At 60.4% G+C, this 24,944-nt stretch carries 23 protein-coding genes, 1 tRNA gene and 1 pseudogene (1 of these 25 cut by a window edge); 13 read left to right on the top strand and 12 right to left on the bottom strand.

Annotation, left to right across the window (positions count from 1 at the left end; all coding sequences use genetic code 11):
* Positions 1-2: 2 nt before the first annotated feature.
* Entirely contained in the window at positions 3-755 is a 753-nt protein-coding gene (gene ubiG / locus DX908_RS04080; protein ID WP_116391162.1) for a bifunctional 2-polyprenyl-6-hydroxyphenol methylase/3-demethylubiquinol 3-O-methyltransferase UbiG, read from the bottom strand.
* A 155-nt stretch (positions 756-910) separates the two neighbouring features.
* Between ubiG and DX908_RS04075 the strand changes: the two genes are divergently transcribed.
* Both DX908_RS04075 and ptsP read left to right on the top strand, forming a co-directional pair.
* Positions 911-2,149, top strand: a complete 1,239-nt coding sequence (locus tag DX908_RS04075; RefSeq protein ID WP_116391161.1) for an aspartate kinase — start codon at positions 911-913, stop codon at positions 2,147-2,149.
* Positions 2,146-4,440: a phosphoenolpyruvate--protein phosphotransferase gene (gene ptsP, locus DX908_RS04070; protein WP_116391160.1), complete on the top strand. Its 2,295-nt coding sequence runs from the start codon at positions 2,146-2,148 to the stop codon at positions 4,438-4,440. The genes DX908_RS04075 and ptsP overlap by 4 nt, the downstream gene beginning before the upstream one ends.
* A gap of 16 nt (positions 4,441-4,456) precedes the next feature.
* Here ptsP and DX908_RS04065 read toward each other — a convergent pair whose 3' ends face one another.
* Both DX908_RS04065 and DX908_RS04060 read right to left on the bottom strand, forming a co-directional pair.
* Positions 4,457-5,215, bottom strand: a complete 759-nt coding sequence (locus DX908_RS04065; protein ID WP_116391159.1) for a slipin family protein — start codon at positions 5,213-5,215, stop codon at positions 4,457-4,459.
* A gap of 15 nt (positions 5,216-5,230) precedes the next feature.
* Entirely contained in the window at positions 5,231-6,724 is a 1,494-nt protein-coding gene (locus DX908_RS04060; RefSeq protein ID WP_158548467.1) for an NfeD family protein, read from the bottom strand.
* A gap of 110 nt (positions 6,725-6,834) precedes the next feature.
* Between DX908_RS04060 and DX908_RS16555 the strand changes: the two are divergent.
* Positions 6,835-7,680, top strand: a pseudogene (locus DX908_RS16555) (DUF817 domain-containing protein); the annotation flags it as partial.
* Here the strand turns inward: DX908_RS16555 and panC are convergent.
* A complete protein-coding gene (gene panC, locus DX908_RS04050; protein WP_116391157.1) occupies positions 7,680-8,558 on the bottom strand; it encodes a pantoate--beta-alanine ligase in 879 nt (292 codons plus the stop codon). The pseudogene DX908_RS16555 and the gene panC sit on opposite strands and share 1 nt — an antisense overlap.
* 151 nt (positions 8,559-8,709) lie before the next feature.
* Between panC and DX908_RS04045 the strand changes: the two genes are divergently transcribed.
* From DX908_RS04045 to DX908_RS04030, 4 genes are all read left to right on the top strand, one after another.
* Positions 8,710-9,351 (top strand): SPOR domain-containing protein, encoded by a 642-nt coding sequence (locus DX908_RS04045; protein WP_158548465.1) that lies wholly within the window; start codon positions 8,710-8,712, stop codon positions 9,349-9,351.
* 22 nt (positions 9,352-9,373) lie between these two features.
* Positions 9,374-10,207 carry a division plane positioning ATPase MipZ gene (locus DX908_RS04040; protein WP_116392977.1) on the top strand — a complete coding sequence of 278 codons (834 nt, stop codon included), beginning with the start codon at positions 9,374-9,376 and terminating at the stop codon, positions 10,205-10,207.
* 10 nt (positions 10,208-10,217) lie between these two features.
* Entirely contained in the window at positions 10,218-10,685 is a 468-nt protein-coding gene (locus DX908_RS04035; RefSeq protein ID WP_116391155.1) for a J domain-containing protein, read from the top strand.
* Positions 10,686-10,763: 78 nt separating this feature from the next.
* On the top strand, positions 10,764-11,141 hold the full coding sequence (locus DX908_RS04030; protein ID WP_116391154.1) for a nuclear transport factor 2 family protein: 378 nt from the start codon (positions 10,764-10,766) through the stop codon (positions 11,139-11,141).
* Positions 11,142-11,234: 93 nt separating this feature from the next.
* Here DX908_RS04030 and DX908_RS04025 read toward each other — a convergent pair whose 3' ends face one another.
* The 4 genes from DX908_RS04025 to DX908_RS04010 are packed head-to-tail and all read right to left on the bottom strand — an operon-like array spanning position 11,235 to position 15,137.
* The gene (locus tag DX908_RS04025) at positions 11,235-12,458 is read right to left on the bottom strand and encodes an amidohydrolase family protein (protein ID WP_116391153.1); all 1,224 of its coding nucleotides are present in this window, start codon (positions 12,456-12,458) and stop codon (positions 11,235-11,237) included.
* Positions 12,459-12,472: 14 nt separating this feature from the next.
* A complete protein-coding gene (tdh, locus tag DX908_RS04020; RefSeq protein ID WP_116391152.1) occupies positions 12,473-13,501 on the bottom strand; it encodes an L-threonine 3-dehydrogenase in 1,029 nt (342 codons plus the stop codon).
* Positions 13,502-13,532: 31 nt separating this feature from the next.
* Positions 13,533-13,934 carry a VOC family protein gene (locus DX908_RS04015; RefSeq protein WP_116391151.1) on the bottom strand — a complete coding sequence of 134 codons (402 nt, stop codon included), beginning with the start codon at positions 13,932-13,934 and terminating at the stop codon, positions 13,533-13,535.
* A gap of 12 nt (positions 13,935-13,946) precedes the next feature.
* Positions 13,947-15,137: a glycine C-acetyltransferase gene (locus DX908_RS04010; protein ID WP_116391150.1), complete on the bottom strand. Its 1,191-nt coding sequence runs from the start codon at positions 15,135-15,137 to the stop codon at positions 13,947-13,949.
* A 169-nt stretch (positions 15,138-15,306) separates the two neighbouring features.
* On the opposite strand from DX908_RS04010, the gene DX908_RS04005 reads away from it, so the two are divergent.
* From DX908_RS04005 to DX908_RS03990, 4 genes are all read left to right on the top strand, one after another.
* Complete coding sequence (locus tag DX908_RS04005; protein ID WP_158548464.1) at positions 15,307-17,871, top strand: hybrid sensor histidine kinase/response regulator; 2,565 nt, start codon at positions 15,307-15,309, stop codon at positions 17,869-17,871.
* A 71-nt stretch (positions 17,872-17,942) separates the two neighbouring features.
* A tRNA-Trp gene (locus DX908_RS04000) sits at positions 17,943-18,018 on the top strand.
* Positions 18,019-18,061: 43 nt separating this feature from the next.
* Positions 18,062-18,859: a tetratricopeptide repeat protein gene (locus tag DX908_RS03995; protein WP_116391148.1), complete on the top strand. Its 798-nt coding sequence runs from the start codon at positions 18,062-18,064 to the stop codon at positions 18,857-18,859.
* 81 nt (positions 18,860-18,940) lie between these two features.
* Positions 18,941-20,347 (top strand): outer membrane protein assembly factor BamB family protein, encoded by a 1,407-nt coding sequence (locus tag DX908_RS03990; protein WP_116391147.1) that lies wholly within the window; start codon positions 18,941-18,943, stop codon positions 20,345-20,347.
* An 11-nt stretch (positions 20,348-20,358) separates the two neighbouring features.
* Here DX908_RS03990 and DX908_RS03985 read toward each other — a convergent pair whose 3' ends face one another.
* The 4 genes from DX908_RS03985 to DX908_RS03970 are packed head-to-tail and all read right to left on the bottom strand — an operon-like array spanning position 20,359 to position 23,587.
* Positions 20,359-21,678, bottom strand: a complete 1,320-nt coding sequence (locus DX908_RS03985; protein WP_116391146.1) for an ATP-binding protein — start codon at positions 21,676-21,678, stop codon at positions 20,359-20,361.
* A gap of 9 nt (positions 21,679-21,687) precedes the next feature.
* Entirely contained in the window at positions 21,688-22,398 is a 711-nt protein-coding gene (locus tag DX908_RS03980; protein WP_116391145.1) for a response regulator, read from the bottom strand.
* A gap of 42 nt (positions 22,399-22,440) precedes the next feature.
* The gene (locus DX908_RS03975) at positions 22,441-22,983 is read right to left on the bottom strand and encodes a GYF domain-containing protein (protein WP_116391144.1); all 543 of its coding nucleotides are present in this window, start codon (positions 22,981-22,983) and stop codon (positions 22,441-22,443) included.
* The gene (locus DX908_RS03970; protein ID WP_158548462.1) at positions 22,964-23,587 is read right to left on the bottom strand and encodes a PilZ domain-containing protein; all 624 of its coding nucleotides are present in this window, start codon (positions 23,585-23,587) and stop codon (positions 22,964-22,966) included. The genes DX908_RS03975 and DX908_RS03970 overlap by 20 nt, the downstream gene beginning before the upstream one ends.
* Positions 23,588-23,716: 129 nt before the next feature.
* Between DX908_RS03970 and DX908_RS03965 the strand changes: the two genes are divergently transcribed.
* Positions 23,717-24,490, top strand: coding sequence for a rhomboid family intramembrane serine protease (locus DX908_RS03965; RefSeq protein ID WP_116391143.1), 774 nt, complete (start codon positions 23,717-23,719; stop codon positions 24,488-24,490).
* A gap of 90 nt (positions 24,491-24,580) precedes the next feature.
* Positions 24,581-24,944: the 5' portion of a CBS domain-containing protein gene (locus DX908_RS03960; RefSeq protein WP_116391142.1), read on the top strand. The gene runs 68 nt beyond the window's last position; 364 of the gene's 432 nt are visible here — the first part of the coding sequence; the start codon lies at positions 24,581-24,583; its stop codon lies off the right edge, out of view.

The raw sequence follows: 24,944 nt of genomic DNA, 5'->3' as shown, positions 1-24,944 counted from the left end.
GATCAGCTCACGTCCGGTTTTGAAGCAAACATCATGTAATTGACCGAGAGGTCTTCGCTGACCGCCCATTTGTCCTGCAGCGGGCGGTAGGAGACACCGGAGACAGACTCGATCTGCAGTCCGGATTTCTCAAGCGCTTTGCGGATCTCGGCGGGTTTCACGAATTTCCGAGGGTCATGCGTGCCGGCGGGTAGCCAACGCAGGATATATTCCGCGCCGATCTTGGCGGTCGCGAGGGCTTTGAGTGTGCGGTTGATCGTCGCGACGGCCATCATCCCGCCGGGGCGGACAAGGTCTGCTGACTTGCCGAGGAAGAGGTCGATATCGGCGACATGCTCGACGACTTCGAGATTGAGGACCGCATCGAATTGCGGCTCGCCCGAGGTGGCCAGTTCCTCGACCGTGGTGCAGCGATAGTCGATGTCGAGCCCGGTTTCCTGCGCATGGGCCAACGCCGTCTTCACATTCTTCTCCGCCGCATCGAGCCCCGTGACCTGCGCGCCAAGCCGGGTCATCGGCTCTGACACCAGCCCGCCGCCGCAGCCAATATCGAGCAGGCGGAGCCCTTCGAGCGGGCGGATATCCTCCCGGTTGCGGCCGAAATGGGCGCAGATCCGGTCCTTGATCAGGGCCAGCCGGGTCGGATTGAACTTGTGCAGCGGCTTGAATTTGCCAAAAGGATCCCACCATTCGGCAGCGATGGCTGAGAATTTCTCAACCTCTGAAGCGTCGATTGTGGTCGTTCCGTGAGCCATTTGCTTATCCTGTGCTCAGTTTTGGTGCGATTGCGAGATGCCGCAGACTGCCCTAGCAGTGCAAATTCTTATCTGGGTGGAGGGTTTCCGGTTTGCCAGCAAGTACCGCAAGTGCCGCAGTTCGGCCAAAGGACCGGCTCGACAATCGTCTGGTGATGAAATTCGGCGGCACATCTGTCGCCGATCTCACCCGGATTGAGCGGGTTGCTCGCCATGTCGCGGCGGAAGTGGCGTCTGGCAAGGAAGTCTGTGTCGTGGTTTCGGCCATGGCCGGGGAGACCGACCGGCTGGTCGGGCTCGCGGCGGCGGCGGCCGGCGAAGGTCTGCACCGCAATGCCGATGTCGACACGGTGGTGTCCTCCGGCGAGCAGGTGACGGCGGGGCTTCTGGCGCTCGTACTTCAGCGCGAAGGGATCGCCGCGCGGTCCTTCCTCGGCTGGCAGGTGGCGATGCGCACCGATGACACCCCCAGCGCCGCCACGATACACCATATTGATACCACAACGCTGGCGAACACGTTCAAGCAGGGCGAAGTCGCCGTTGTCGCGGGTTTCCAGGGGGTCAGTCCCGATGGCCGGATCACGACGATCGGTCGGGGCGGCTCGGACACGACCGCCGTGGCGCTGGCCGCGGCGCTCAAAGCTTGCCGATGTGACATCTACACGGATGTCGATGGCGTCTATACTTCCGATCCGAGGATCGTTGCCTCGGCCCGGCGTCTCGACCGGCTGACCTTTGAGGAGATGCTGGAAATGGCCTCGGTGGGGGCAAAGGTTCTGCATACGCGCAGCGTGGGGATCGCCATGGCGCATGGCGTGCCCATCCGGGTGCTGTCGAGCCTGACCGAACCGGGTGAAAATGGAGCATGTACACTGATCATGGATGAAAACGATATCATCGAACGCCGCACTGTCTCCGCCGTTGTGCCGAGCCGGGCGGAAGCCCGCATCTCGCTCCTCGGGGTTCCCAACGTGCCGGGCAAGTCCGGCATCATCTTCACGGCGCTGGCCGATGCGAAGGTCAATATCGACATGATCGTCCAGTCGCAGGCGCGGGCCGGTGAGTCGGCCAACATGTCCTTCACCCTGAAGGAAGCGGACCTCTCGCTGGCGCAGTCGATCCTTGCCGGGCTGAAGGATGAGATCGGCTTTACCGATCTGATGGCGGACCAGGATGTCTCCAAGGTCTCGATCATCGGGGTCGGGATGAATGACCATTCCGGTGTCGCCGCGACCATGTTCGCCGCCTTCGGCAAGAAGGGCATCAACATCCACAACATCTCGACCTCCGAGATCAAGATCAGCGCCCTGATCCCGGCGGATTATACCGAGCTTGCCGTCCGTACCCTGCATGATGCCTTCGGGCTCGGTGAGGTGTCCGAAGGAGGCGCATGAGCAGCGACGTGACAGAGACGGGCTTCGGCCCGCGGCTCCGGCCAGCCCCGCGCGCGCTGCTCCAGCGCCTGCGCCAGATCATGGCGGAGACCGGCGGCACGGCGCAGGACCGGCTCGACCAGTTCGCCAAAACTATCGCCGCGAGCCTCGTCGGCGATGTCTGCTCGATCTATGTGCGGCGTCCGGACGATGTGCTCGAACTCTTTGCCTCAGAAGGCCTGAAGCAGTCGGCCATCCACGTCACGCGGATGGGGATGGATGAAGGCCTTGTCGGCTGGGTCGCCCGGCGCAAACAGCCGCTGCAGGTCAAGGACGCCAAATCGCATGAGGCTTTCTCTTATCGGGAAGAAACCGGCGAGGACGATCTGAACGGTTTCCTTGGTGTGCCGATCATCCGGTCGGGGCAGGTGCTCGGCGTCCTTGTCATCCAGAACCGGACCGAACGGGTCTATACGGATGATGAGCTGGAAGTCGCGCAGACCGTTGCGACCATTCTGGCCGAGATTGTCGCGACAGGTGAGCTGCTCGAAGCGCGCGACACCGAAGATGTCGCAGCCCTCCTGCACAAACCGGAGACCGCGAAAGGCAGCCCGATCGTTGCCGGGATTGCGCATGGCATCGTCTTCCGCCGTGATCCGCGTATTCGCGCGCACCCGACCTTTGCCAGCGATGTGGCGCTTGAGAAGCAGAAGCTTGAAGACGCCATCGCCGAAGTCCAGAAGTCCGTCGATGACATGATCGCGCGCGACCCCAACCTGTCGGGCAGCACGCGCGAAGTGCTCGAAGTCTTCCGCCTGTTCGCCTATGACAAGGGCTGGGCACGGAAGATGACCGAAAAGGTCCTCGCGGGCCTGAGTGCTGAATCCGCCGTCGAGCAGGTGCAGGCCGAAAACCGCAAGAAGATGCGGGAAGTCTCTGACCCTTATCTGCGTGAACGGTTCCATGATCTTGAGGATCTGACGCGGCGTCTGCTCCGTGTTCTGTCCGGTGATACATCGACGGGTCCGGGCGAGCTGCCGGAGAACGCCGTTCTTCTGGCCGAATCCCTGGGGCCGGCCGAACTCCTCGAATATCACTCGCCGCAGCTCAAAGGCGTTGTCGTCGGCGAGGCGGCGGGGACGAGCCATGCGGCGATCATTGCCCGCTCGCTCGGTATACCGATGGTTTCGGGCCTGCCCGAGATTGTCGATCTGGCCATAGCCGGGGATGAGGTCATCATTGATGGCTCGACCGGTGAGGTGCATCTGCGCCCGCCGGAGACGACAAGGGTCGCCTTTGCCGACAAATCCCGCCTCCGCAGTGAGGCGCTGGCCCATTATGCAAGCCTGCGCCATGAGCCTGCCGTTACGAAAGACGGTGTGCGGATCGAATTGCAAATGAATGCGGGCCTTCTCATCGACATGCCGCATCTGGAGGAAACCGGCGCCAAGGCGGTCGGACTGTTCCGGACAGAGCTGCAATTCCTGCTCGGTCAGAGCCTGCCGACGGCGTCCGCGCAGGAGACGCTCTACCGGCAGATCATGGATGCGGCGGGCGACAAGCCGGTCATCTTCCGAACAGCAGATATCGGGTCGGACAAGCGTGCAGGTTACATGACTGGCCCGCGTGAGGCGAACCCGGCCATGGGGTGGCGGGGTCTCAGGATGTCTCTCGACCGCGAAGGTCTGATGCGGACACAGATCCGTGCCCTGATTTCTGCTGCGCGTGGTCGCGACCTCAGCTTCATGTTCCCGCTGGTGACAACCCGCGAGGAGCTGATCACGGCTAAGAAGATGGTCGACAAGGAGCTCGACCGCTATCGCAAGCTGCATGGCGAGCCACCGAAAATCCGCATCGGCTCGATGATCGAGATCCCAGCGGCTGCGTGGCAGTTGCGGGAGATCGCGCGCGAATGTGACTTCCTGTCGATTGGCGGGAATGATCTGGCGCAGTTCTTCTTTGCCGCCGACCGCGAGACCGATGCCGTCAGCCGCCGCTATGACCCGCTCTCGCCGTCTTTTGTTTCCTTCCTTGGCCGGACGGTCAAGGAAGCGAAAGCCGCGGGCAAGCCGATCGGCTATTGCGGAGAGCAGGCGGGAGATTCGCTGATGGCGCTGGCGCTGCTCGCGATCGGGGTTGAGACCCTGTCCGTGCCGGCAAGCGCGATCGGACCGCTCAAAGCGATGATCCGTTCCGTGACATTCGGCGAGCTGCGCGATGAGATGGCGCGGCTGATGTCGCTCGACCTGCCGAGCCTGCGGCCCGCTCTGGGCGAGTGGGCTGCGTCACATGAAGTGGAAATGCCGCGCTAGGCGGCGAGGGCCGCGTTTAGCGGCCCAGCATCTTCGCGATATCTTCTGGTGAGAAGGGGAAGACGATGGTGTTCGTCTTGTCCGATGCGATTTCCTGCAGCGTGTTGAGGTAACGCAGCTGCATGGAGGAGGGGGAGCTGGCCAGCACATCGGCGGCTTCGCGGAGTTTGTCCGCCGCCTGAAGTTCACCTTCTGCAAGGATGACCTTGGCGCGCCGTTCACGCTCGGCCTCGGCCTGACGGGCAATCGCGCGGATCATGCTAGAGTCGACATCGACGCGCTTGATCTCGACATTGGCGACCTTGATACCCCAGGCTTCGGTCTGCTCATCGAGGATATGCTGGATATCCTTGTTGAGCTGGTCGCGTTCCTGCAGCATCTCATCAAGGTCATGTTTGCCGAGCACGGAGCGAAGCGTGGTCTGCGCAAGTTGGCTCGTGGCTTCCTGATAGTTCTCGACTTGCACGACGGCGCGGACCGCATCGATCACGCGGTAATAGATGACAGCGTTGACGTTCACCGAGACGTTGTCGCGCGAGATCACATCCTGCGGCGGCACGTCGGCGACGAGGGTCCGCATATCAACCTTGCGGAGCTGCTGGAGCATCGGGATCAGGATGATGAGGCCCGGCCCAGAGGCTTTGCGGCCGACACGGCCGAGGGTGAAGACGACGCCCCGCTCATATTCCTTCAGGATCTTGAAGATATTCGTCAGAACAAAGAACGCGAATATCAGAAGCGGGATAGTGATGGAGATGAGATCAACTGGGATCATGGGATACCTCTAAGGTCAATTGGTTTCAGGTTGCCCGCGACGGGGCATGAATCTGGAGACGCCATTCTGGCTGGCGCTGTTTTTCTTCACGACAAGGACGATGCCGTCGACGTCCTGCACCTTGATGGCATCGCCTTCCTTGAGGGGGTCTTTCGACCTGGCGCGCCAGCGTTCGCCATCGACGATGACATGACCTTCGCCGGTCTTTGGATCCCATTCGTCAACACGGCCTGTGCGTTTACGGATCGCTTCCTGTCCGATCAGAGGACCATGGCTGCGCGAGCCTGCCAGCGCGAAGATTGAGAGGCCGAGGACCACGGCGGCAGAGCCGACCGTGCCGATCAAAACGGCGGGGGCGACGCGGAACTCGCCCGGGAAGAGGAACCACAGCCCGACCGTGAAAAGCCCTATCCCGGTGGCACCGGCGAGACCGAAGGTCGGGGTAAAGAACTCGATGAAGACGAGGAAAGCGCCAACGCCCATCAGTGCGAGGAACAGCCCGTCATAGGGCAGTACCCGGAACGCCGCGAGGGCAAGAAGGAGACAAACGATCCCGACCGTGCCGGGCAGGATCGAGCCCGGGTTCCACAGCTCGGCAATGATGCCGGTGGTCCCAAGGGTGAGGAGGATCGCCGCGACATTGGGGTCCGCAAGAAAGCCGAGGATACGCTCGAACAGGGTCGGCTCAACTCGGGTCAGGACGACATCGCCCGTTGAGATCGTCGTCTCGCCGGAGGCGACCATGACGGTGCGGCCATCGAGTTGGACGAGCAGGTCTTCGAGATCCTCCGCGACAATGTCGATGACGCCCAGCTCCAGCGCTTCATTGGCGGTGACGCTCGCCGAAGGGGGGCGCACGGCCTTTTCGGCCCAGTCGGCATTGCGGCCGCGCAGCTCGGCCAACGACCGAATATAGGCGACCGAATCCTCGATAATCTTACCGCGCAGGGAAGCCTCATTGGAAATATCGACTGGCTGGCTTGAGGGTTCGCTCTCCTCACCAAAACCGTTCGCCTCGTCCTCATCCGGATCAGAGGAGGGGACTGCCGGTTCCTCGAACGGGCTTTCGCCGCCCCCAGACCCGCCAATCTCGATCGGGGTCGCCGAGCCTGTATTGGTCGCGGGCGCCATGGCTGAGACATGCGCCGAATACATGATGTAGAGCCCGGCGCTGGCCGATTGCGCGCCCTGCGGGCTGACATATGTGACGACGGGCGTGTCGGAGGCGAGGATCGCCTGAATGATGTCCTTCATCGAGGTGACAAGCCCGCCCGGCGTGTCGATCTCCATGATCACCAGTTCCTCGTCGCGCGAGGACGCCGCGCCGATCTCGCGCACAAGGTAGTCAGCAGAAGCAGGGGTCACGGGGCCGTCGAGCGTCAGGATCGTGCCGCGTGACTGGGCGTCATTCTGCGCGATCGCGCCGAAAATACCCTGCAAGGTGAAGAGGATAAGCCCGAGAAGCGCCAGCGCGACCCAGAAAGGGGTCCTGCGGTAAGGTTTCGTCATCCCGTGCATCGATACTCTCCCTGCCGAAATTATCTTAACGGCGCCTTCGCGCCGCCACAATGCCGACATCCTCATTCAAAAGATGTGGGGCGAGAGGGAGGATCATCCAAGTGAGCCGTGTCGATCAGGTCCTGTCCACGCTGCTGCCTTCAGGAGAGAGGTGGGCGGCGCGGTTTGCCCCCCAGCCTGTCGTGACCGCCGGAGCGGAGTTTCTCGTCTTCGGGATCAAGCAGGCCTGGGCGTGCCTTTTCGGCGGCCTCATGGTCATGGCCCTCCTTCTCACCGGTATCGCCTGGCCCGAGACCATGCCGGTGGCGCGGTATGACTTCCTGTTCCTCTATGCGCTCAGCCTTCAGATCATTTTTCTCATCACGCGGTTTGAGCGGCCAAGGGAGGCGATGGTTATTCTAGTCTTCCATCTCGTCGGCACCGGGATGGAGGTCTTCAAGACCGCGCATGGCTCCTGGGTTTATCCTGAAGCGAATTTGCTGCGGATTGGCGGGGTGCCGCTGTTCTCGGGCTTCATGTATGCGGCGGTGGGATCGTATCTCGCGCGGGTCTTCCGGGTCTTTGACATGCGGTTCACGAACTATCCGCGTCGGCGATGGACGGTGGGGCTTGCTGTTCTCATCTATCTGAATTTCTTCGGGCATCATTTTGGCCCGGACATCAGGAACGCGCTGTTCCTCGGCGCGGCGGTGATTTTTGCGCCCACGGTCGTACATTACCGGGTCTGGCGCTGGCGGCATCGGATGCCGCTGCTGCTCGGTTTTGTGCTGGTGGCGGGGTTCATCTTCCTTGCCGAGAATATCGGTACACTTACCGGCAGCTGGCTTTATCCCAACCAGCAGGATGGGTGGGAGCCGGTGCCGATCGGCAAATTCGGCTCATGGCTCTTATTGATGATCTTAAGCTGGGTGTTGGTGACCCTGATCCATCCGCCGCGGGCGGAGGATCACTCTGAGACTGCCATATTGTCGATCAACCGTGTGCGCCCCAGCATCACGGCGGCAAAAAGCCGGACTGTTGCCCAGTCCTCTGGCGCAACGGGCGAGGTGACCAGCTCCAGCGTCGGATCGCGGCGCAGCTCGAAATAATCGACCGGGGCGAGCCCGCCTGACTTCAGCCCCTCAATCCCCTTGGCAAGGGCAGCTTCAGGATCGGCGCCTGTGCGCAGGAGAGCGGTCGTGTCGCGCATGACGTTTGAGAGCCAGCCCGCAATGTTGCGTTCTTCATCGGAGAGATACTGATTGCGCGAGGACATGGCGAGGCCGTCCGATTCGCGGATGATCGGCGCGCCGATGATGTCGATATCGAGATTGAGATCCCGCACCATCCGCCGGATGACCAGAAGCTGCTGGTAGTCTTTCTCGCCAAAGACCGCCGCATCGGGCCGGACTTGATTGAAGAGTTTGAGAACGACTGTCGCGATGCCGGCAAAATAACCGGGCCCCCGCGAGGCGCCATCTAGCGGCTTTGCTACTTCCGGGACGGTCACAGTGGTCTGGTAGCCCTCAGGATACATATCGCCCGCATCGGGCATGTAGATCGCATCGACCCCGGCCTTTGACAGTGCTTCGACATCGGCAAGCTCTGTGCGGGGATAGGTGTCCAGATCCTCGGTCGGTGCGAACTGCTTCGGGTTCACGAAAATGCTTACTACCACGCGCTCGGCATGGGCCTTGGCGACCTCGACAAGGGAGAGGTGGCCGCGATGTAACGCCCCCATGGTGGGCACAAAGGCGATTCGCTCTTTATGCTTGCGAAACTCCCCCAGAATCGCGGCAAGGGAGCGGGTGTGGCGGGCGATTGGTGGTTGGGTGTGGGTGTTCATAACTCCCCCCTAGGCCCATGGGCTCGCGTAAAGAAGTCTTAACGAAAAAGGTTAACGGTCGGCGGCGATGAAACAGCGATTCGTATTTTTGATTTGTGCAGGCCTGCTCTCGGCATGTGTCTCCGGTGTTGGGGGAGAAAAACCCCGCCAGATGGAGGTCGTCGCGCCGTCCCGCCTGCCGCCCGAGCTGCGCCAGGCCGCGCTCGCGCCGCCGCCCGTGCCTGCTGATCTTGATGCGGAGGGCAATCCGATTGTCCCTGCCGCACCGCAGATGCAGAGCAATTATTACGATACGCAAGCAGGTATCTCGTCCCTCGATCCGATCGTGATCACTGAGAACCGTGCGCCGCGCGGCACGCCGGATGAAAAATTCATGGCTTCACCTGCCCGTAGCGAAGCGAAAGCAGTGCCTGCTGTTCTTGCCGCTGCTGATGCCGCCCAGATGCGCGGCATGACGACATCCGCGACGACGGCCAGCAAACCGGAGCCGATGCCGGAGCGCCGGGCGGTGCCTGCTGCTGCAACGGGCGCCTATGCGGTCCACCTCGCTTCCTATCGCGAAGAAGACAAGGCGCGGGTCGGCTGGGATATCTATGCAGCGCGCTATGGTGACATGCTCTCATCGCTGACCCCGCGGGGCGCGCATGTATCGATCCCCGAGCAAGGCGAATTTGTCCGCCTGCTGGCCGGGCCGTTCCCGAATTCAGATGCTGCCCAATCCGTGTGCGACGAACTTTCCTATCAGGACCAGTATTGCCGCGTCATGCCATATGAGGGCGCACCGCTTTTATGACCCCCAGCCAGGGATTGCTCCCATGACCCATGTCATCGTTGTTGGTAATGAGAAGGGTGGCTCCGGTAAGACAACCGTGGCCATGCATCTTATTGTGGCGTTGCTGAAATCCGGCAAGAAAGTCGGCTGCCTTGATCTCGATCTGCGGCAGAAGAGTCTGTGGCGCTATCTTGAGAACCGCGCGAAATGGGGCGTGCTGAACGAGCTGTCCACCGCTGAACTGCCGATGCCGGTCTTCCTGCCCATTCAGGGCAACCAGCATGACAGTCGCTATACGGCGAAAAAGCAGGAGACGGAGGAATTTGGCCGGACCCTGCTGGAATTCGCCAACTGCGATTTCCTCGTGATCGACACCCCCGGTGCGGACACGCATCTGTCACGCCTTGCGCATATGCATGCCGACACGATCGTGACTCCGTTGAATGACAGCTTCATTGATTACGACATGCTGGCCCAGATCGATCCCGAAACGGGCAAGATCAAGGGGCCGAGCCTTTATGCCGAAGTCGTCTGGTCAGCGCGCCAGCACCGCGCGTCGGCCGGTCTTCATGGCGGCATTGACTGGCTGGTCGTCCGTAACCGGATGTCCGCGACCCGCTCTTTGAACAAGGCGGCGGTCGGTGAGCGGATTACCGAGCTCTCCAAACGCATCCAGTTCCGTACCTCAAAAGGGTTCGGTGAGCGGGTGATTTATCGCGAGCTTTTCACCAGCGGAATGACTCTGCTCGATCTTGGCACGCGCGGGGCACCGCGGAAATTTGGCTCGATGAGCCACCTTGCCGCTCGCAACGAGCTGCGCGGCTTCCTTGCCGCGATGAACCTGCCGGCCATGGCGCGCGAGGCCGAAGCCGCGTAAAGCGCCCCTCATGGGATGGCTGTTCCTTATCGTTGCCGTCGCTGCGGCGGCCTTTGCCCTGCCGGGCGGTACGCGCTCGCCTGCGGACCGTCGGCTGGCGCAGATCGTCGCCTTTGTGGCGCTCGCTATCGCGATAGCTGCCTTTGGCCTCAAACCGGTCGGCGGCGGCGTGCTCCTGATCGGCGCGACCCTCTACGGGATTGGCTGGTTGAAGGCGAAAATGACTGGCGAGGGGTTCCAGGACATCGAGGACGAGCCTTACTACAAGGCCGAAGGTCGTCGCCGTACATCCCCTGCGCCAACCGGCGGGATGAGCCGGGATGAAGCGCTCAAAGTGCTCGGTCTTTCAGTGGGCGCCGATGAGGAAGAGATCCGCGGCGCGCATCGCCGGCTGATCGCGAAAGCCCATCCCGATGGTGGCGGCTCGACCTATCTGGCGGCCAAAGTCAATGAAGCGCGCGATGTGCTGCTCAGCTGATCTTTTTACTGGATAGCGATAAATTTTCACGTTATGTTCTCCTCCGCGGAAGCTTTTCCAGAGGCAAAGGAGAGAAACATGTTTCCAGATCAACTGACATCAGTTGCGGGCAAGCTCGTTGAGTATTGCAAGACCGGACAGGAGCAGAAGGGGCTCGATGAGCTCTATGATCCCAATGCGGTGTCGGTCGAAGCGGCCGATATGGGCGGCATGGGCCGGGAGACCAAGGGGATCGACGGCATCAAGGGCAAACACGAATGGTGGTACGGCGCGCATGACATTCATTCGTCGACCGCTGAAGGGCCATTCTTTTATGGTGAAGATCAGTTTGGCGTGATCTTCGGCATGGATGTGACGAACAAGGAATCCGGCGAACGGATGCAGGCGCGTGAACTCGGTATCTACACGGTCGAGAACGGCAAGATCGTCAAAGAAGAGTTCTTCTACGGGATGTAGGGCGAGTTCGTCATCGCCCTTCGAGACGGCCTCATCCTGAGGACTGGCAGGCAAGCCTGCCTGCCAGTGGACTCGAAGGATGGCGGCTATTCTTCAGGGAGCAGAACTTTCTGCGTCAAAGACGATGGCGCCCTGCCGGATCGTGAAGGCGACATGGGCGAAATCGCCCGGCGTCTCGACCGGATTGCCGTCATAGATGACTAGGTCCGCCGGGCCGCCGATCTCGACTGTGCCGCTCTGCCCGCCGAATTTCTCCGCCGGCATGGTGGTCAGGGTGACGAGGAGGTCATCGAATTCGAGCCCGGCTTTTGCCATCAGCTCATATTCAGCTTCCGGATCGTAATCACTCATATAGCCCGTATCCGTGCCGAAGGCGATTTTGCCGCCCGCCTCGTGATATTCTTTGAGCTGCCCGATGCTGGTCGTCTCATATTGCTTGATCACGAATTCTGGCACCTGCGCGCGACCAAGCTCGAACCGCCACAGTTTCAGGGTCGGGATCAGGACCGTGTCCTGTGCCCGCATCTGTACGATGAGATCTTCACCTAACGGGCCGTCAGAGGGAACGGTGTGCACGATGACATCGACCTCGCAATCGACCGCGCGGGTCAGGCCCATACGACTTTGTGGATGAGAGAAGATCAGCCGCTCGCGCTCATGCGTCGTCTCGGCGGCGGCGCAGATGACTTCCTCGTCCATATGCGCTGTGTTGGTCGGGGAAAGGAACGAGCCCGACATGATTTTGATATGATCCGCTCCCGCATCAAGAACGGCATTGATGGCGGCGCGGGCGGCTTCGGGGGTGGCAAGCTCTGGCAGTCTGAATTCGAGATAGGCGGGCGAGCCGCCAGGCGCGACAAAACTGCCATTCGCGGTGAGGATGCGCGGGCCTACAAGCTCACCATTTTCGATCCGCTCCCGGAGGGAAAGGGTCTGGCTGAGATCAGAACCCGTATCGACGACGGAGGTAAATCCGTAGCGCAGGAGCATGTCCGTCATCACCGCTTGTGGGGTCTCTGCGAGTGCAGGGGTGGTGAAATGGACATGCGAATTCCAGAGGCCAGCTGTGACCAGCCGTCCTTCGGCATCAATATAGTCGATGCGATTGCGGGGCGGCTCGCTGCCAAGATCGGCGATCTGGCCGTCTCGAATGAGAATAGTGGTCAGCTCGGGCGTCTCGCCCGGCGATTTGACGAGCAGTGCATTCTCGATGAAGAGATCCTGCGCGGCGGCACCGCCTGTGAGCCCACCAAGCGCGAGGGTAAGGCCCATGCCCATAGAGACAAAAAGGCCGTGGGCTGAATTCTTCTCTACCATGTTGTTCCCCCGGCCTATGCGTCCCAGTCGAGGACGACCTTGCCGGACTGGCCTGACCGCATCGTGTCAAAGCCTTTCTGGAACTCCGACACCGGCAGGCGGTGGGTGATGATCGGGTCGAGATTGAGCCCGGACTGAAGAAGGGCACCCATCTTGTACCAGGTCTCGAACATTCGGCGGCCGTAAATGCCTTTCAGGTCGAGGCCCTTGAAGATGACTTTCGACCAGTCGATCCCGGCGCCATCCGGCAGGATGCCAAGAAGGGCGATCTTGCCGCCATGGTTCATGCAGTCGAGCATGTCGGCAAAGCCGGCTTTTACACCGGACATCTCTAGGCCCACGTCAAAGCCCTCGGTCATGCCGATCTCTTCCATCACATCACGGAGCTTTTCTTTCGTGACATTGACCGTGCGGGTCGCGCCCATGGTCTCAGCCAGCTCAAGCCGGAAATCATTGACGTCGGTGATGACGACATTCCGGGCCCCAACGAATTTGGCGACCGCTGCCGCCATGGCGCCGATGGGGCCCGCGCCTGTGATCAGGACATCTTCGCCGACAAGGTCATAGGCAAGAGCAGTGTGCACCGCATTGCCGAAGGGGTCGAGGACAGCACCCAGATCATCGGTCACCGCCTCTGGCAGCTTATAGATGTTCAGGGCAGGAACGGAGATGAACTCGGCAAAGGCGCCAGGGCGGTTCACCCCGATGCCGACCGTATTGCGGCAGAGATGCCGCTTGCCTGCCCGGCAGTTCCGGCAGTGCCCGCATGTCACATGCCCTTCGGCAGACACACGGTCGCCGATGGAAAGACCCTTTACCTCGGAGCCCAGCTCGACAATCTCGCCCATGAATTCATGGCCGACCGTCATCGGGACGGGGATCGTCGACTGGGCCCAGTCGTCCCAGTTATAAATATGGATATCCGTGCCGCAGATGGCGGTGCGCCGGACCTTCACGAGGACATCATTGGGACCGATCGAGGGGGTCTCGACGTCTTCCATCCAGATGCCTTCTTCGGACTTTGCCTTAACGAGCGCTTTCATGGTGAGGGCTTTCTTTCGTATGCGGTGAATTCTAGTCGCAATTGACCATCCAGGGAACGCCGAACCGGTCGGTGACCATGCCGAACCCCTTGGCCCAGAATGTCGGCTCAAAGGGCATGGTGACCTCACCGCCTTCGCTGAGGCCGTCAAAGACGCGTTTCGCCTGTTCGGGATCCGCGCTGGCATAAGAGACATTCACGCCGGCGGGCTTATCATAACGCTCCGGCGAGATATCCGAGCCCATCAGGATCGTGCCGCCGACCGTGATGCGCATATGCATGACAAGGTCGAGATTGCCGCCCGGTGCCATTTCTTCTGCCGGGGAGCCGCGATAACGGAAAACCTCGCCCTTCTCGCCATCCATCAGCTTTGCATAATGGGTGAGCGCTTCCTCACAGGTGCCGGGGAAGTGAAGATAGATGCTGAATGACATGGGCAGTGCTCCCTAAATGACGCCGAGGTCGCGGCCGACCTTGATGAAGGCATCGACGCATTTGTTGACCTGATCTTCCGTATGCGCCGCGGACATCTGTGTGCGGATGCGCGCTTTGCCCTTGGGCACCACCGGATAGAAGAACCCGGTGACATAGACCCCTTCCTCCATCAGCTTGGCTGCCATGTCCTGCGCTTTGGGCGCATCATAGAGCATGACCGGGATGATCGGGTGCTCACCGGGAAGAAGATCAAAGCCGGCATCGGCCATTCGTGAGCGGAAGAGCGCGGCATTGGCAAAGAGACGTTCGCGCCGGTCATCCCCGTCCTGAACGAGTTTGAGCGCGCGGCGTGAGGCGCCAACCAGCGCCGGGGTGAGGGCGTTTGAGAAAAGATAGGGCCGGGCGCGCTGGCGCAGGAGGTCGATGACATTCTGCTTTGCGCAGATATAGCCGCCCATGCCGCCACCGAGGGCCTTGCCCAGCGTGCCGGTCAGGATGTCGACCTTGTCCTCGACGCCTTTATGCGAAGGCGTGCCGCGTCCGCCCGTGCCGAGAAAGCCCGTCGAGTGACAATCATCGACCATGACGAGGGCATCATACCGTTTGGCGACCTCGCAGAGCTTGTCCAGATCGCAGATATAACCGTCCATCGAGAAGACGCCGTCGGTGACGACGAGCTTTGTCCGGGCGCCCGCCGCATCGGCGGCTTTGAGCTGGGTCTCAAGGTCGTCCATGTCATTATTGGCATAGCGATAGCGCTGCGCTTTGCAGAGCCGGACCCCGTCAATGATCGAGGCGTGATTGAGGGCATCAGAGATGATTGCATCTTCGGCGCCGAGGAGGGGCTCGAAAACCCCGCCATTGGCATCGAAACAGGCGGCAAAGGTGATCGCATCTTCATAGCCGAGCCATTCGGCGATCTCATGCTCAAGTGCGCGGTGAATATCCTGCGTGCCGCAGATAAAGCGGACCGACGCCATGCCAAAGCCATGGCTCTGCATCGTTGCAGCGGCAGCCTTGGCGAGTTCGGGGTGATCGGCGAGGCCGAGATAGTTATTGGCACAGAAATTCAGCACTTTGCGGCCGCCGACCGTGATCTCGCCGGCCTGCGTGCCTTCGATCAGGCGCTCTTTCTTATAGAGGCCATCGGCTTTGATCTCTTCGATCGTCTCATCAATGCGGGCGTAGAATGCGTCTGACATGAAGTCTCCCGGGCTTTTTCTTCCGGGGCTACTCCCGCGCGGGAAGCGCCGCAAGACGGCGGCTGGTTTACTGTGGTTCACACAATTTAAGGGTGAGAATTTTCCGGATGTTAACGAGGCTCGCCTAAAGGGGCGGTTGCGGACAGGCTTGGGAAGGGGTGCCGCCTCGATGAATACTGATCGGCACGCTAATAAACAGGCGCCGAATACGGGCTTACTCTTGGGTCAGACGGTTGCCGCCGCTGCCTTCGTTGTCGTCCTCGTATTCTCTGTCTTTGTCCTTACTATTGATCGCAAGCAGCACATTGCCGCCGAAGACCGGATCGATGAATCGGTCAACGGTTTCGGCGAGCTGACTGCCTGGGGCGTCGGCAACTGGCTGCAGGAGCGTATCGCCGCAACAATCACCGCCGCCGAAGTCTTCGAACATGAAATGGAGACGGATGATCCGTTCGCCGTTTTTGAAAGTGATGCCCTCGCCGAGCTCGTGACATACCGTTATGTCGCTGATGCCGCGACAGGCGCGTTCCGCGTCTGGCCGCATGTCGAGCTTGAAAATTTCGACCCTCGCACACGCCCCTGGTACAAGGCGGCCGTCCAAGAGGGCGGGGTGGTCCTGACCGCTCCTTATACGCCGGTTGTCGGTGAGCTGAATTATTCAGTCGCCGTGCCGATCTATAAAGAAGGCGAACTCGCAGCTGTTGTCGGGACAGACTATCTTGTCGGTGAGCTGAAAAAGCTTCTCGCCAGCCAGGAGCTAGGCGGGCTGGGCTTCCTCTTTGTCATTGATTCTAGCGGCAAGATTATTGCCCACCCAGAGGACGCGCAGATCTTCAAGAATGTCACCGAGCTATTCGGTGATGACGCGCAAGTGAGCCGTGATCTGCAAACCGTGCAGTATGAGGGCAAGCAGCGTTTCCTGTCTTTCCGCCCGATCGAAGGTCTGCCCGGTGCTGACTGGTATGTCGGGATCTCGATTGATCCGGCAGCCGCTTACGCACATGTTCACGAATTCCGTTTGTATGCGATGATCGCGACCCTGTTTGCGATCGTCTTCATGGTTTGCGTGCTTGGCCTCGTTGTCGACCGTGTACTGGCTAAGCCGCTGGGCCGCGCTCGCCGTGACGCTGAATCCGCAAGTGTCGCGAAGTCTGAATTCCTTGCCAATATGAGCCATGAAATCCGGACGCCGATGAACGGTGTGCTCGGCATGGCGGAGATTCTCGGTCAGACCCAGCTTGATGAACGGCAGACAGAATATGTCAGCACCATCGAACGTTCAGGGACAGCGCTTCTTGCGCTGATCAACGACATTCTCGATTTCTCGAAATTCGAAGCCGGGAAGATGGAGTTCGACAACCAGCCGTTTGACCTGCGGACGATGATTGACGACGTGGCTTCTCTCCTTGCCCCTCGGGCTCGCGAGAAGGGCCTTGAGCTGATCGTCTCTTATCCGCCGTCGCACCCGTCTATGGTCAGCGGCGATATGGGCCGTGTACGCCAGATCATCACGAATCTGTGCGGCAATGCGATCAAGTTCACTGAAAGCGGTCATGTCCTGATCGATGTGTCAGGCGTTAGGAAAGATGGTGTCTTCTTTGCTGAGATTTCGGTCACCGATACCGGGATTGGCATTCCGGAGAAGCATCTCGACCGCATCTTCGAAGAGTTCACTCAAGCTGAGTCATCGACCACGCGCCGTTTCGGCGGAACGGGGCTTGGCCTTGCCATCTCCAAGCGCCTGGCTTGCGCTATGGGCGGGGATATCAGCGTCACGTCCAAAGTAGGTGAGGGCTCGACGTTCAATGTCAGCCTGCCGCTCATGGTCTCGGTCACACCGCTGCCAGTGACGCAAGTTCTTGAGGCGTCGATCAGCCAGCGCCGCATTCTCGGGGTTGATGATCTCGAAGTGAACCGCGCGATCATGGCCGAGCAGTTCAGCCATTGGGGCGCGGATTACGTCATCGCCGAGTGTGGCGAGAGCGCTCTTAAAAATCTTGAGCAGGCAGCTGAGGAAGGGCGGCCCTTCGATGCCGTCGTTCTCGACTTCCAGATGCCTGAAATGGATGGGCTAGATGTTGTGGCGCGGATCCGCGCCTCCGAAGCCCTCAAACATACCCCGATCATCATTCTGTCCTCTGTCGACCGCGATGATCTGGCGCGCCGGGCGCGTACGCTCGGAGTGAAGACATTCCTCACGAAACCCGCCCGCTCGGCAACGCTTTTGCGCGCTGTCTCAAGCAGCCTGCCGGTGCGTGAAGGTGAAGTCAGCCAGCTTCCAATGCCGACGGAACCGACGGAAATCAAAGGTCCGGCGATCCTGACCGGTGAGCGCCTTCAGGTCCTCGTGGCTGAGGACAATCAGGTGAACCGCATGGTCATCGAGACCATGCTGAAGGACAGCCATTGCGATCTGACCTTTGCCGAGAACGGTCAGGAAGCAGTCGATCTCTATACCGCTGGCGATTTTGATGTCGTCCTGATGGATGTCTCGATGCCGGTCATGGACGGGGTTGCCGCGACCAAGGCGATCAGGACGCATGAAACAACTCTCGTGCGGCCGCAGACACCGGTCATCGCCCTGACGGCTCATGCCATGCCGGGCGACCGAGAGCGCTTCTTTGAAGCGGGGATGACGGGCTATCTATCAAAGCCCATCAAGCAGGCTGATCTTGTCGCAGCGCTCGTCTCCGCCAGCAAGAAGCCGATCAGCAGTATCCGTAAGGCCAGCTGACCCCCCATACTAACGTCGATTTTCCGCGTTGATCCGGGCGATGTGTTCGCCTAGAGGGGCTGAACTGACCCAGGGGTATAGCTCAGCTGGTAGAGCATCGGTCTCCAAAACCGAGGGTCGCGGGTTCGAATCCTGCTGCCCCTGCCATTCGGCCCCGTCAGTAGCGAACGATTGACCGTAAAAGGGCAACATGGCCGACGAAGAAGATATCCTCCTCCGCGAAGTCGACGAAGAGCTGAAACAGGATCAGACCGTCGCCTTTTTCAAGAAAAACGGGCCGGTTCTGGTCGGCGCCGCCGCGCTTGTCGTGGCCGCTGTCGCCGGGCTCCAGTTCAAAAAAGGCGCGGATGCGAGGGCAGAAGCTGCGCGTTCTGAAGCTTATCAGACCGCTGTGGATGCATCGCTCGACGATCAGACAGCTGCTCCGCAAACGATGCTGGCCGTCGCTGGGGAAAGTACAGGCGGATATGCCGGGCTTGCCCGCTTGCGAGCCGCCGCGTTCCTTGCAGGCGAAGGAAACGTCGATGACGCCATCGCGGCGCTCGATGAAGTTGCCAAAGATGGCAGCCTGCCAACACGGATGCGCGATCTGGCGCGGCTAAAAATGGCCCAGCTCCTCGTCGATACAGATCCAGCTCGCGCCAAGTCTGTGGCTGGTGAGGTCTCGAGCGAGCCGATGATGCCACTTGCAGACGAAGTGATCGCACTCGCTGATTTTTCAGCCGGTGATTACGAGGCTGCATATCAGGGGCTTTCTCGGCTCAGCACCGCTGATCCTTCAACAACCTCGCCGGCGACGATCCAGCGCGCACGCTTTCTGGCGCCGGTCGCAGATGCAGCGCGCCGCGGCGTCTCTATGGAATTGCCGACGGATGAAGCGTCCGAGTTCATCCAGTCCTTCTCTGACAGGCTGTCCGAGGAGCTAAGCGCACCGGCAGAAGAAGAGGGGGCGGAAGAAGAAACGCCCGCCGGAGACGACAATCTCTGATTACCGCACTATAAGTCGCGCGGCGCGGCGGGAGCACCTACCGTCCGCCGTCAGGAACCAGACCAGCCGGGGCAGTATCTAATGGCAGATCGTAAAATCCGTTTTCTCTCACTTGTAGCGTTGCTTGGCCTCACAGCTGCCGGATGCAGCTCAATCCCCTTCGTCGGTCGGGGTAATGACGGCGAAGTCGCCTCTGGTGAGGAAGGCGAGAACAAGGATGGCCGCAAACCGGTCCTCGCGATTGAAGACGAGCTTCAACCAGATCCCCGTTTCATCGGCATGCTGTCTTCGGTCGAAGTGCCGCCGGCTTTTGCCAATGCGAACTGGACCCAGCCGGGCGGTGAGGCTGACCATGTGATGCACCATCTCTCTGGTCCCGACACGCTGGACCGGAGCTGGAAGGTCAATGCCAGCCGCCGCGCCGCCAAGCGCGCGCCGGTGACGACCCCACCTGTGATCGCCGAGAACAAGGTCTTCACGATCGACCCGGAAGCCCGCGTGACGGCGTTTGATGTTCAGTCCGGCTCTCGTGTCTGGCAGACAGTGCTGACGCCTGACACGCGCGAAGAGGCCAAGAAATTCTGGCAATTCGGCCGCGTTGATCCCGCCAGCATGGGCTTCGGCGGCGGTGTCGCCTATGATGCCGGCTGGCTCTACATGGCCAACGGCTTCGGCAAAGCAGCGTCACTGAATGCAACCACCGGCGAGGTTCGCTGGGAAGTCCAATTGTCCGCCCCCGTCCGGAACCCACCGACGGCTGTTGGCGGCAAAGTCTACATCGTGACGATGAATAACCAGATCGTCGCGCTCGATCAGGCGACCGGCAAGACAATCTGGAAATATGAGAGCTTTGAGGAATCCGCGCGGGTTCTCTCGTCGGGTTCGCCCGCGGTGCAGGCCGACATCGTCGTTGCGCCATTCTCCTCTGGTGAAGTCGTCGCGCTCGACAATGGTACGGGCCGGCTTTTGTGGTCGGCAACAATCTCAAGCTCTTCGCGTCTCAATGCGCTCTCGACACTGAATGATATTGCCGGCAGCCCGGTTATCGATCGTGGCGGTGTCTTTGCCGTCAGCCACGCTGGCCAGCTTGCCGCCATTGATGCTCGGACGGGCGGCGTTGCGTGGGAGGTCAATGTCTCCTCACGGAATACGCCCTGGGTCGCAGGCGATGCCATTTATCTGATTTCGGTTGAAGGCGATCTTCTTGCCCTGTCACGCAATGACGGCGCGGTGATCTGGCGTGAGCAGCTTCCGGCCTATGAGAATGCCAAGAAGCGCAAAGGCGCGATCAGCTGGTCGGGGCCGATCCTTGCGGGTGGGCACCTGATCCTGACGTCTTCGTCGGGCCGGATGATTCAGGTCAATCCGCAGTCGGGCAACACGACGAACACCTACAAGCTCAGTGGCGGGACGATCATTCCGCCAGTCATCGCGGGCGGCACGGTCTATGTGCTGACTGATGAGGGACAGCTCGAAGCCTGGAACTAAGCTTCTGCTTCTCAGGACTTTGTTGGGGCGGGCAGGGCGATCACTGCCCGCAATCCGCCGAGGTCGGATGACTCCAGCCGCAAGGCGCCACCATGGGCGCGGGCAATGTCCCGCACAATGGCAAGGCCAAGGCCGGAGCCCGAGATATTTGAATTGCGGGCAATGTCGAGGCGGCTAAAGGCTTTGACCGCCGCTTCGCGTTCTTCCTCGGGAATGCCAGGGCCGTCATCGTCGACAGCGATCTCAATTGTCTCACCCTTGCGGGCGGCCGTGAAGCGCACTTCATCAGCGAATTTAAAGCCATTGGTGACGAGGTTCGAGATTGCGCGGCTCAGCTGGCTCTTCTGTGCAATCAGGCTGAGACCGGGCTCGACATCTGCCTTCAGGGTACGTCCCAGACGTGCTGCGTTCTGTCCCAGCTCATCGGCCAGTACTTCGAGATCGACTTTCTCGCGAAGATCCTCTGCCTCACCGCGGGCAAAGGTCAGATAGTCTTCGAGCAGACGCTCCATTTCGCCCAAATCCGATTTCATCTTGTCCGCACCCGGCATGTCGGGATCGAGGGCGAGATGGAGTTTCAGCCGGGTGAGGGGAGTTTTGAGATCATGACTGACCCCGGCGAGCATTTCGGTGCGTTGCTCTAGGAAGCGCTTGATCCGTGCCCGCATCGCAATGAAGGCATGGCCCGCCTGACGGACTTCTCGTGCGCCCGATGGCTTGAAATCCGAGACATCCTCACCGCGCCCAAAGGCGTCCGCCGCCGCTGCAAGCCTCGTGATCGAGCGGACCTGATTTCGCAGGAAGATAAGGGCGATATAGCCCAGAAGCCCGGTCGCACCGATCAGCCACATGACGAAGAAATGCCCGTTACGTGCAACGACGCGCGAGCGGTCGACCCGATAGCGCAAATAGCCGTCATCGAGCTGGACGCGGATTTCGACCTCATTGTCGAAGCCGGTCGTATTATACCAGTACGGACGATCCAGCGACCAGTCGAGCTCACGGTCAAGCACCCGGTTGAGCGCATTGAAAAAGGAGCGTTGGTCTTCCTCCGGGATCGACGCGGTGGGCACATAGGTCATGGTGATCTCAAGATCTTCACGCGCCTTTGTCAGGAGCGAGACCTGTTCGTCCTGCGAGTCCCTTTCCAGCCATTGCTCCGTCAGGAAGCCGACATCGCTGGCCGTCGATTTGGCGAGCGTCGCGGTCACTTCTTCCCAGTGCCGGTTAAAGAAGACCCATGTGACGATCGACTGCATCAGGAAGATCGGCAGGACGACGATCAGGATCGTGCGGCCAAAAAGGCTTTTGGGGGCGAAGCGCTTGAGCATGGCCAGCCGTTAGTCGACAACCAGCATGTAACCGACCCCGCGGACGGTCTGCAGGTAGATGGGGGTACGCGGATCATCCTCGATCTTGCGGCGCAACCTTGTGACCTGCACGTCGATTGAGCGGTCAAAGCCGCTGCCGGTCTCTTCTGCCAGTGTCGCCCGGTCAAATGGCGCGCCGGGTTTGGCTGACAATGTGCGGAGGAGGGAGAGTTCGGCGCCAGTGAGTTTCACCGTCTCACCGTTTCGTTTGAGCTCGCCGCGCCGGGGGTGGAATACATTTGCGCCAAAGCTCAACGCCTCGTCGCGCGTCGTGTGCTCACGGCGCTGCAGGAGCCGCTCGAGGCGCAAGACAAGCTCGCGAGGCTCGAACGGTTTGGGGAGATAATCATCAGCCCCTGCCTCTAGCCCCTCGATGCGGTCTTCAGGCTGGCCCCTTGCCGTCAGCACAAGGATGGGAATGTTCGACCGGCGACGCAGGCGGCGCGTCATGTCGAGCCCGTTCTCGCCGGGCATCATCACGTCGACGACGAGGGCATCAAAGATCAGCCCCTCCATTACCTTGTCGGCGGCGGCCGCATTCTCCGCCGTTGAGGCGAGAAAGCCGTTCTCGCGCAGATAGCGCGCGAGCAGGGTGCGGATGCCGTCATCATCGTCGACGACCAGGATATGGGGAGTGGCGTCATTGACCGCCGGAGCGGTGCGCGCAGAATCACTTGGCATGAGGCCCGGTTACCATGGGGCGGTCAGCCCCGCCAACTCACCTTAGGCGGCGGAGGATTTCACGTAAGCGCGGGTCAGGTGCGAATGCAGTGACGGCGTCATGTTGTGCCATGTCGTCTTGCCGCGATGGGTATCGACGACAAAGACATATTCCCGGCTCGACAGATGCGGCACGATGGCATTCTTCACGCCGACAGCAGACTGGCCGGTCGTTACGCACCAAACATTGCTTGTCAGACGGAAGGCATCACCAAGCGCGCGGATCTGATTCTCGATCCGGCCTGCTGTGCTGGCCACGGTATCAAAGACGAGGAGCATCATGGCTGGTGAGCCTTCGGGAGTGCCTTGCTGGTCATCATTTCCAGCTTTGCCAAAGGCGCGTGCCTGTTTGGGCTGTCCGTCGAACAGTCTGGCGAGCACCTCATATTGATGAGCTTCACGCCATGTCTGAGCCCCAGCCGGCGACACGCTGGAACGCGGCGACAGCCGGCCTTCCTGTGCGAAGGCTTCCATTTGCTGATCAGAATACGGCCCGTAAATCTTCTCAGCGACTTTGATGCACCAGTTACTCGGGGCGAGCGCCATTCGTGTCCTCTGCGTTCGTGTTCTCTTCTATACGTGCAAAAGAGAGGCCAACGACCCCGTCATCCGCGCGCACGACTCGAGCGGGTGTTTTGCCGAGACGCAGTTCCGTCCCGACAGCCGGCATCGGGGAGACGGCCACCGCGGCTCCCGATGTCGAAAAATCGATGACCTCGCACTGCATTGAGCGGCCATCTTTAAAATGGAGGTGTGAGATGAACTGCCCAGCTGCGCGCAGCTCGACCCGATCCTCAGCATCTTTTTCCGTGCCATTGACGAGGCAGATCAGCTTGTCGGCGATTCGGGCCGCGCGTTCGCGTCGAATCTTGAACTCAACAGCGACATCATTATCAGCGCGGCGCGCCACGACAGCCGGGAAATGACCAATCTGCCGAATGCGAACCACTAGCCTGTCGCCGACTTTGATATTGGCTTTGGCTTTGATGAGGGCACCACCAGCGGAGATATTCTCGATCTCGCCCTGAACCTCAGTGCCGTCCGGCAGGACGAACTGGGCATCAAGCGGTACCTCACGCCGTATATGTCGGCGTTGCTCGCGGGGTTGGGGCGCCTGTGCAATCGCGCCAATTTTCCCGTTTTCGGTCATCGTGTCGCCTCTCCAAGCGCCCATTCGAAAGTTGTGGTAGCGTATGGCTGTGAAAAAATTCCTATCGTCGGGGCAAATGAACCGGGGATGCGGCTTCGCAAGGGGCAGAGCTGTCCCTAAGTGAGACAGATGAACGATCAGATCCGCTGGCATGGCCAAAGTACGGGCCGCGAATCACAGCTTGGGCGCCCGCCAGCCCGCGAGCCGATCATTTCCGCTCCCGGGGTGATCACAGCGCTTGTCCTTATAAATTCGCTGATTTTCCTCGCGCAAAACTTCCTGCCGGCTGGGTGGATCATGCCTGTTCTCGATCAGCTGGCATTCTTTCCGGCCCTTTTCACCGCAGGGATGAAGTCAGGTGCAGATCCCTTCGGGCTCGCCCTGCCGATCTTTGGGCACATCTTTCTGCATGCCGACATCATCCACATTGTCTTCAACATGATGTGGCTGATTGTCTTCGGCACTGGTGTTGCGCGCCGGATGGGAACGGATTGGGGCCCGCCAAGTGAAAGGGCGTTCCGCACAGGGCTTTTCCTGACCTTTTATCTGATCTGCGGTCTGGGTGGGGTGTTGGCCTATTATCTCGTGCAGCCTGACTCGCCTTATCCAGTGATCGGCGCGTCGGGCGCGATCTCCGGCATGATGGGGGCGGCCATGCGATTCGTTGTGCCGACACGCGAGCTGCAACGTGATCCCACGAGACTCGCGCCCATTTTCTCTCGGCCGATCATTGTCGTGACGCTTGCATTTGTTCTGATGAACCTTGCCACCGCCATCGGGCTAGGGGCGGGCGGCTATAATATTGCCTGGGAAGCCCATCTGGGCGGATATTTCACCGGGCTCCTTCTCTTCCCGCTTTTTGACGTGGCGATTCGGAAGGCACGTTCTGGTTACCTTGGCTGACCCAAGCCATTGATGGGCACGCAGAAACGGGTCAAACTCCAATTCTTGGGGCCCGGAGAAGGCTCCGGGCTGAAAATGGGAGGAGTTGCCATGCGGGCAAAAGATGTTCTCCAGGGTAAAGGCCATGATGTGATCACCATTTCGCCCGATGCGACGCTGGGCGAGGCGATCTCTCTTCTTGCGGAAAAGAATATCGGGGCCGTCCTTGTCTCTGCTGGAGGCGGGGCGATCGACGGTATCCTGTCCGAACGAGATGTTGTGCGCGTACTCAATGGTGCGCCGACGGGCCATCGAGAGACCAAGGTCTCTGAAGTCATGACCCAGAAGGTGATTACCTGCGGGCCTGATGCGACAATTGACGAGCTTCTTGGTCAGATGACGGAGCGTCGCGTCCGCCACATGCCGATAGTTGATGGGGGACGTCTGGTGGGGCTGCTTTCGATCGGAGATGTCG

Source organism: Parvularcula marina (assembly GCF_003399445.1).
Lineage (GTDB): Bacteria > Pseudomonadota > Alphaproteobacteria > Caulobacterales > Parvularculaceae > Parvularcula > Parvularcula marina.
The sequence above is the reverse complement of the archived record's forward strand: the minus strand, read 5'-3'. Positions and strand labels throughout refer to the sequence as shown.

What these genes read in the sequence shown, in the direction of transcription:
- ubiG (WP_116391162.1), bottom strand. Translation starts at nt 755, where the DNA reads ATGGCTCACGGAACGACCACAATCGACGCTTCAGAGGTTGAGAAATTC.
- DX908_RS04075 (WP_116391161.1), top strand. Translation starts at nt 911, where the DNA reads ATGAAATTCGGCGGCACATCTGTCGCCGATCTCACCCGGATTGAGCGG.
- ptsP (WP_116391160.1), top strand. Translation starts at nt 2,146, where the DNA reads ATGAGCAGCGACGTGACAGAGACGGGCTTCGGCCCGCGGCTCCGGCCA.
- DX908_RS04065 (WP_116391159.1), bottom strand. Translation starts at nt 5,215, where the DNA reads ATGATCCCAGTTGATCTCATCTCCATCACTATCCCGCTTCTGATATTC.
- DX908_RS04060 (WP_158548467.1), bottom strand. Translation starts at nt 6,724, where the DNA reads ATGACGAAACCTTACCGCAGGACCCCTTTCTGGGTCGCGCTGGCGCTT.
- panC (WP_116391157.1), bottom strand. Translation starts at nt 8,558, where the DNA reads ATGAACACCCACACCCAACCACCAATCGCCCGCCACACCCGCTCCCTT.
- DX908_RS04045 (WP_158548465.1), top strand. Translation starts at nt 8,710, where the DNA reads ATGGAGGTCGTCGCGCCGTCCCGCCTGCCGCCCGAGCTGCGCCAGGCC.
- DX908_RS04040 (WP_116392977.1), top strand. Translation starts at nt 9,374, where the DNA reads ATGACCCATGTCATCGTTGTTGGTAATGAGAAGGGTGGCTCCGGTAAG.
- DX908_RS04035 (WP_116391155.1), top strand. Translation starts at nt 10,218, where the DNA reads ATGGGATGGCTGTTCCTTATCGTTGCCGTCGCTGCGGCGGCCTTTGCC.
- DX908_RS04030 (WP_116391154.1), top strand. Translation starts at nt 10,764, where the DNA reads ATGTTTCCAGATCAACTGACATCAGTTGCGGGCAAGCTCGTTGAGTAT.
- DX908_RS04025 (WP_116391153.1), bottom strand. Translation starts at nt 12,458, where the DNA reads ATGGTAGAGAAGAATTCAGCCCACGGCCTTTTTGTCTCTATGGGCATG.
- tdh (WP_116391152.1), bottom strand. Translation starts at nt 13,501, where the DNA reads ATGAAAGCGCTCGTTAAGGCAAAGTCCGAAGAAGGCATCTGGATGGAA.
- DX908_RS04015 (WP_116391151.1), bottom strand. Translation starts at nt 13,934, where the DNA reads ATGTCATTCAGCATCTATCTTCACTTCCCCGGCACCTGTGAGGAAGCG.
- DX908_RS04010 (WP_116391150.1), bottom strand. Translation starts at nt 15,137, where the DNA reads ATGTCAGACGCATTCTACGCCCGCATTGATGAGACGATCGAAGAGATC.
- DX908_RS04005 (WP_158548464.1), top strand. Translation starts at nt 15,307, where the DNA reads ATGAATACTGATCGGCACGCTAATAAACAGGCGCCGAATACGGGCTTA.
- DX908_RS03995 (WP_116391148.1), top strand. Translation starts at nt 18,062, where the DNA reads ATGGCCGACGAAGAAGATATCCTCCTCCGCGAAGTCGACGAAGAGCTG.
- DX908_RS03990 (WP_116391147.1), top strand. Translation starts at nt 18,941, where the DNA reads ATGGCAGATCGTAAAATCCGTTTTCTCTCACTTGTAGCGTTGCTTGGC.
- DX908_RS03985 (WP_116391146.1), bottom strand. Translation starts at nt 21,678, where the DNA reads ATGCTCAAGCGCTTCGCCCCCAAAAGCCTTTTTGGCCGCACGATCCTG.
- DX908_RS03980 (WP_116391145.1), bottom strand. Translation starts at nt 22,398, where the DNA reads ATGCCAAGTGATTCTGCGCGCACCGCTCCGGCGGTCAATGACGCCACT.
- DX908_RS03975 (WP_116391144.1), bottom strand. Translation starts at nt 22,983, where the DNA reads ATGGCGCTCGCCCCGAGTAACTGGTGCATCAAAGTCGCTGAGAAGATT.
- DX908_RS03970 (WP_158548462.1), bottom strand. Translation starts at nt 23,587, where the DNA reads ATGACCGAAAACGGGAAAATTGGCGCGATTGCACAGGCGCCCCAACCC.
- DX908_RS03965 (WP_116391143.1), top strand. Translation starts at nt 23,717, where the DNA reads ATGAACGATCAGATCCGCTGGCATGGCCAAAGTACGGGCCGCGAATCA.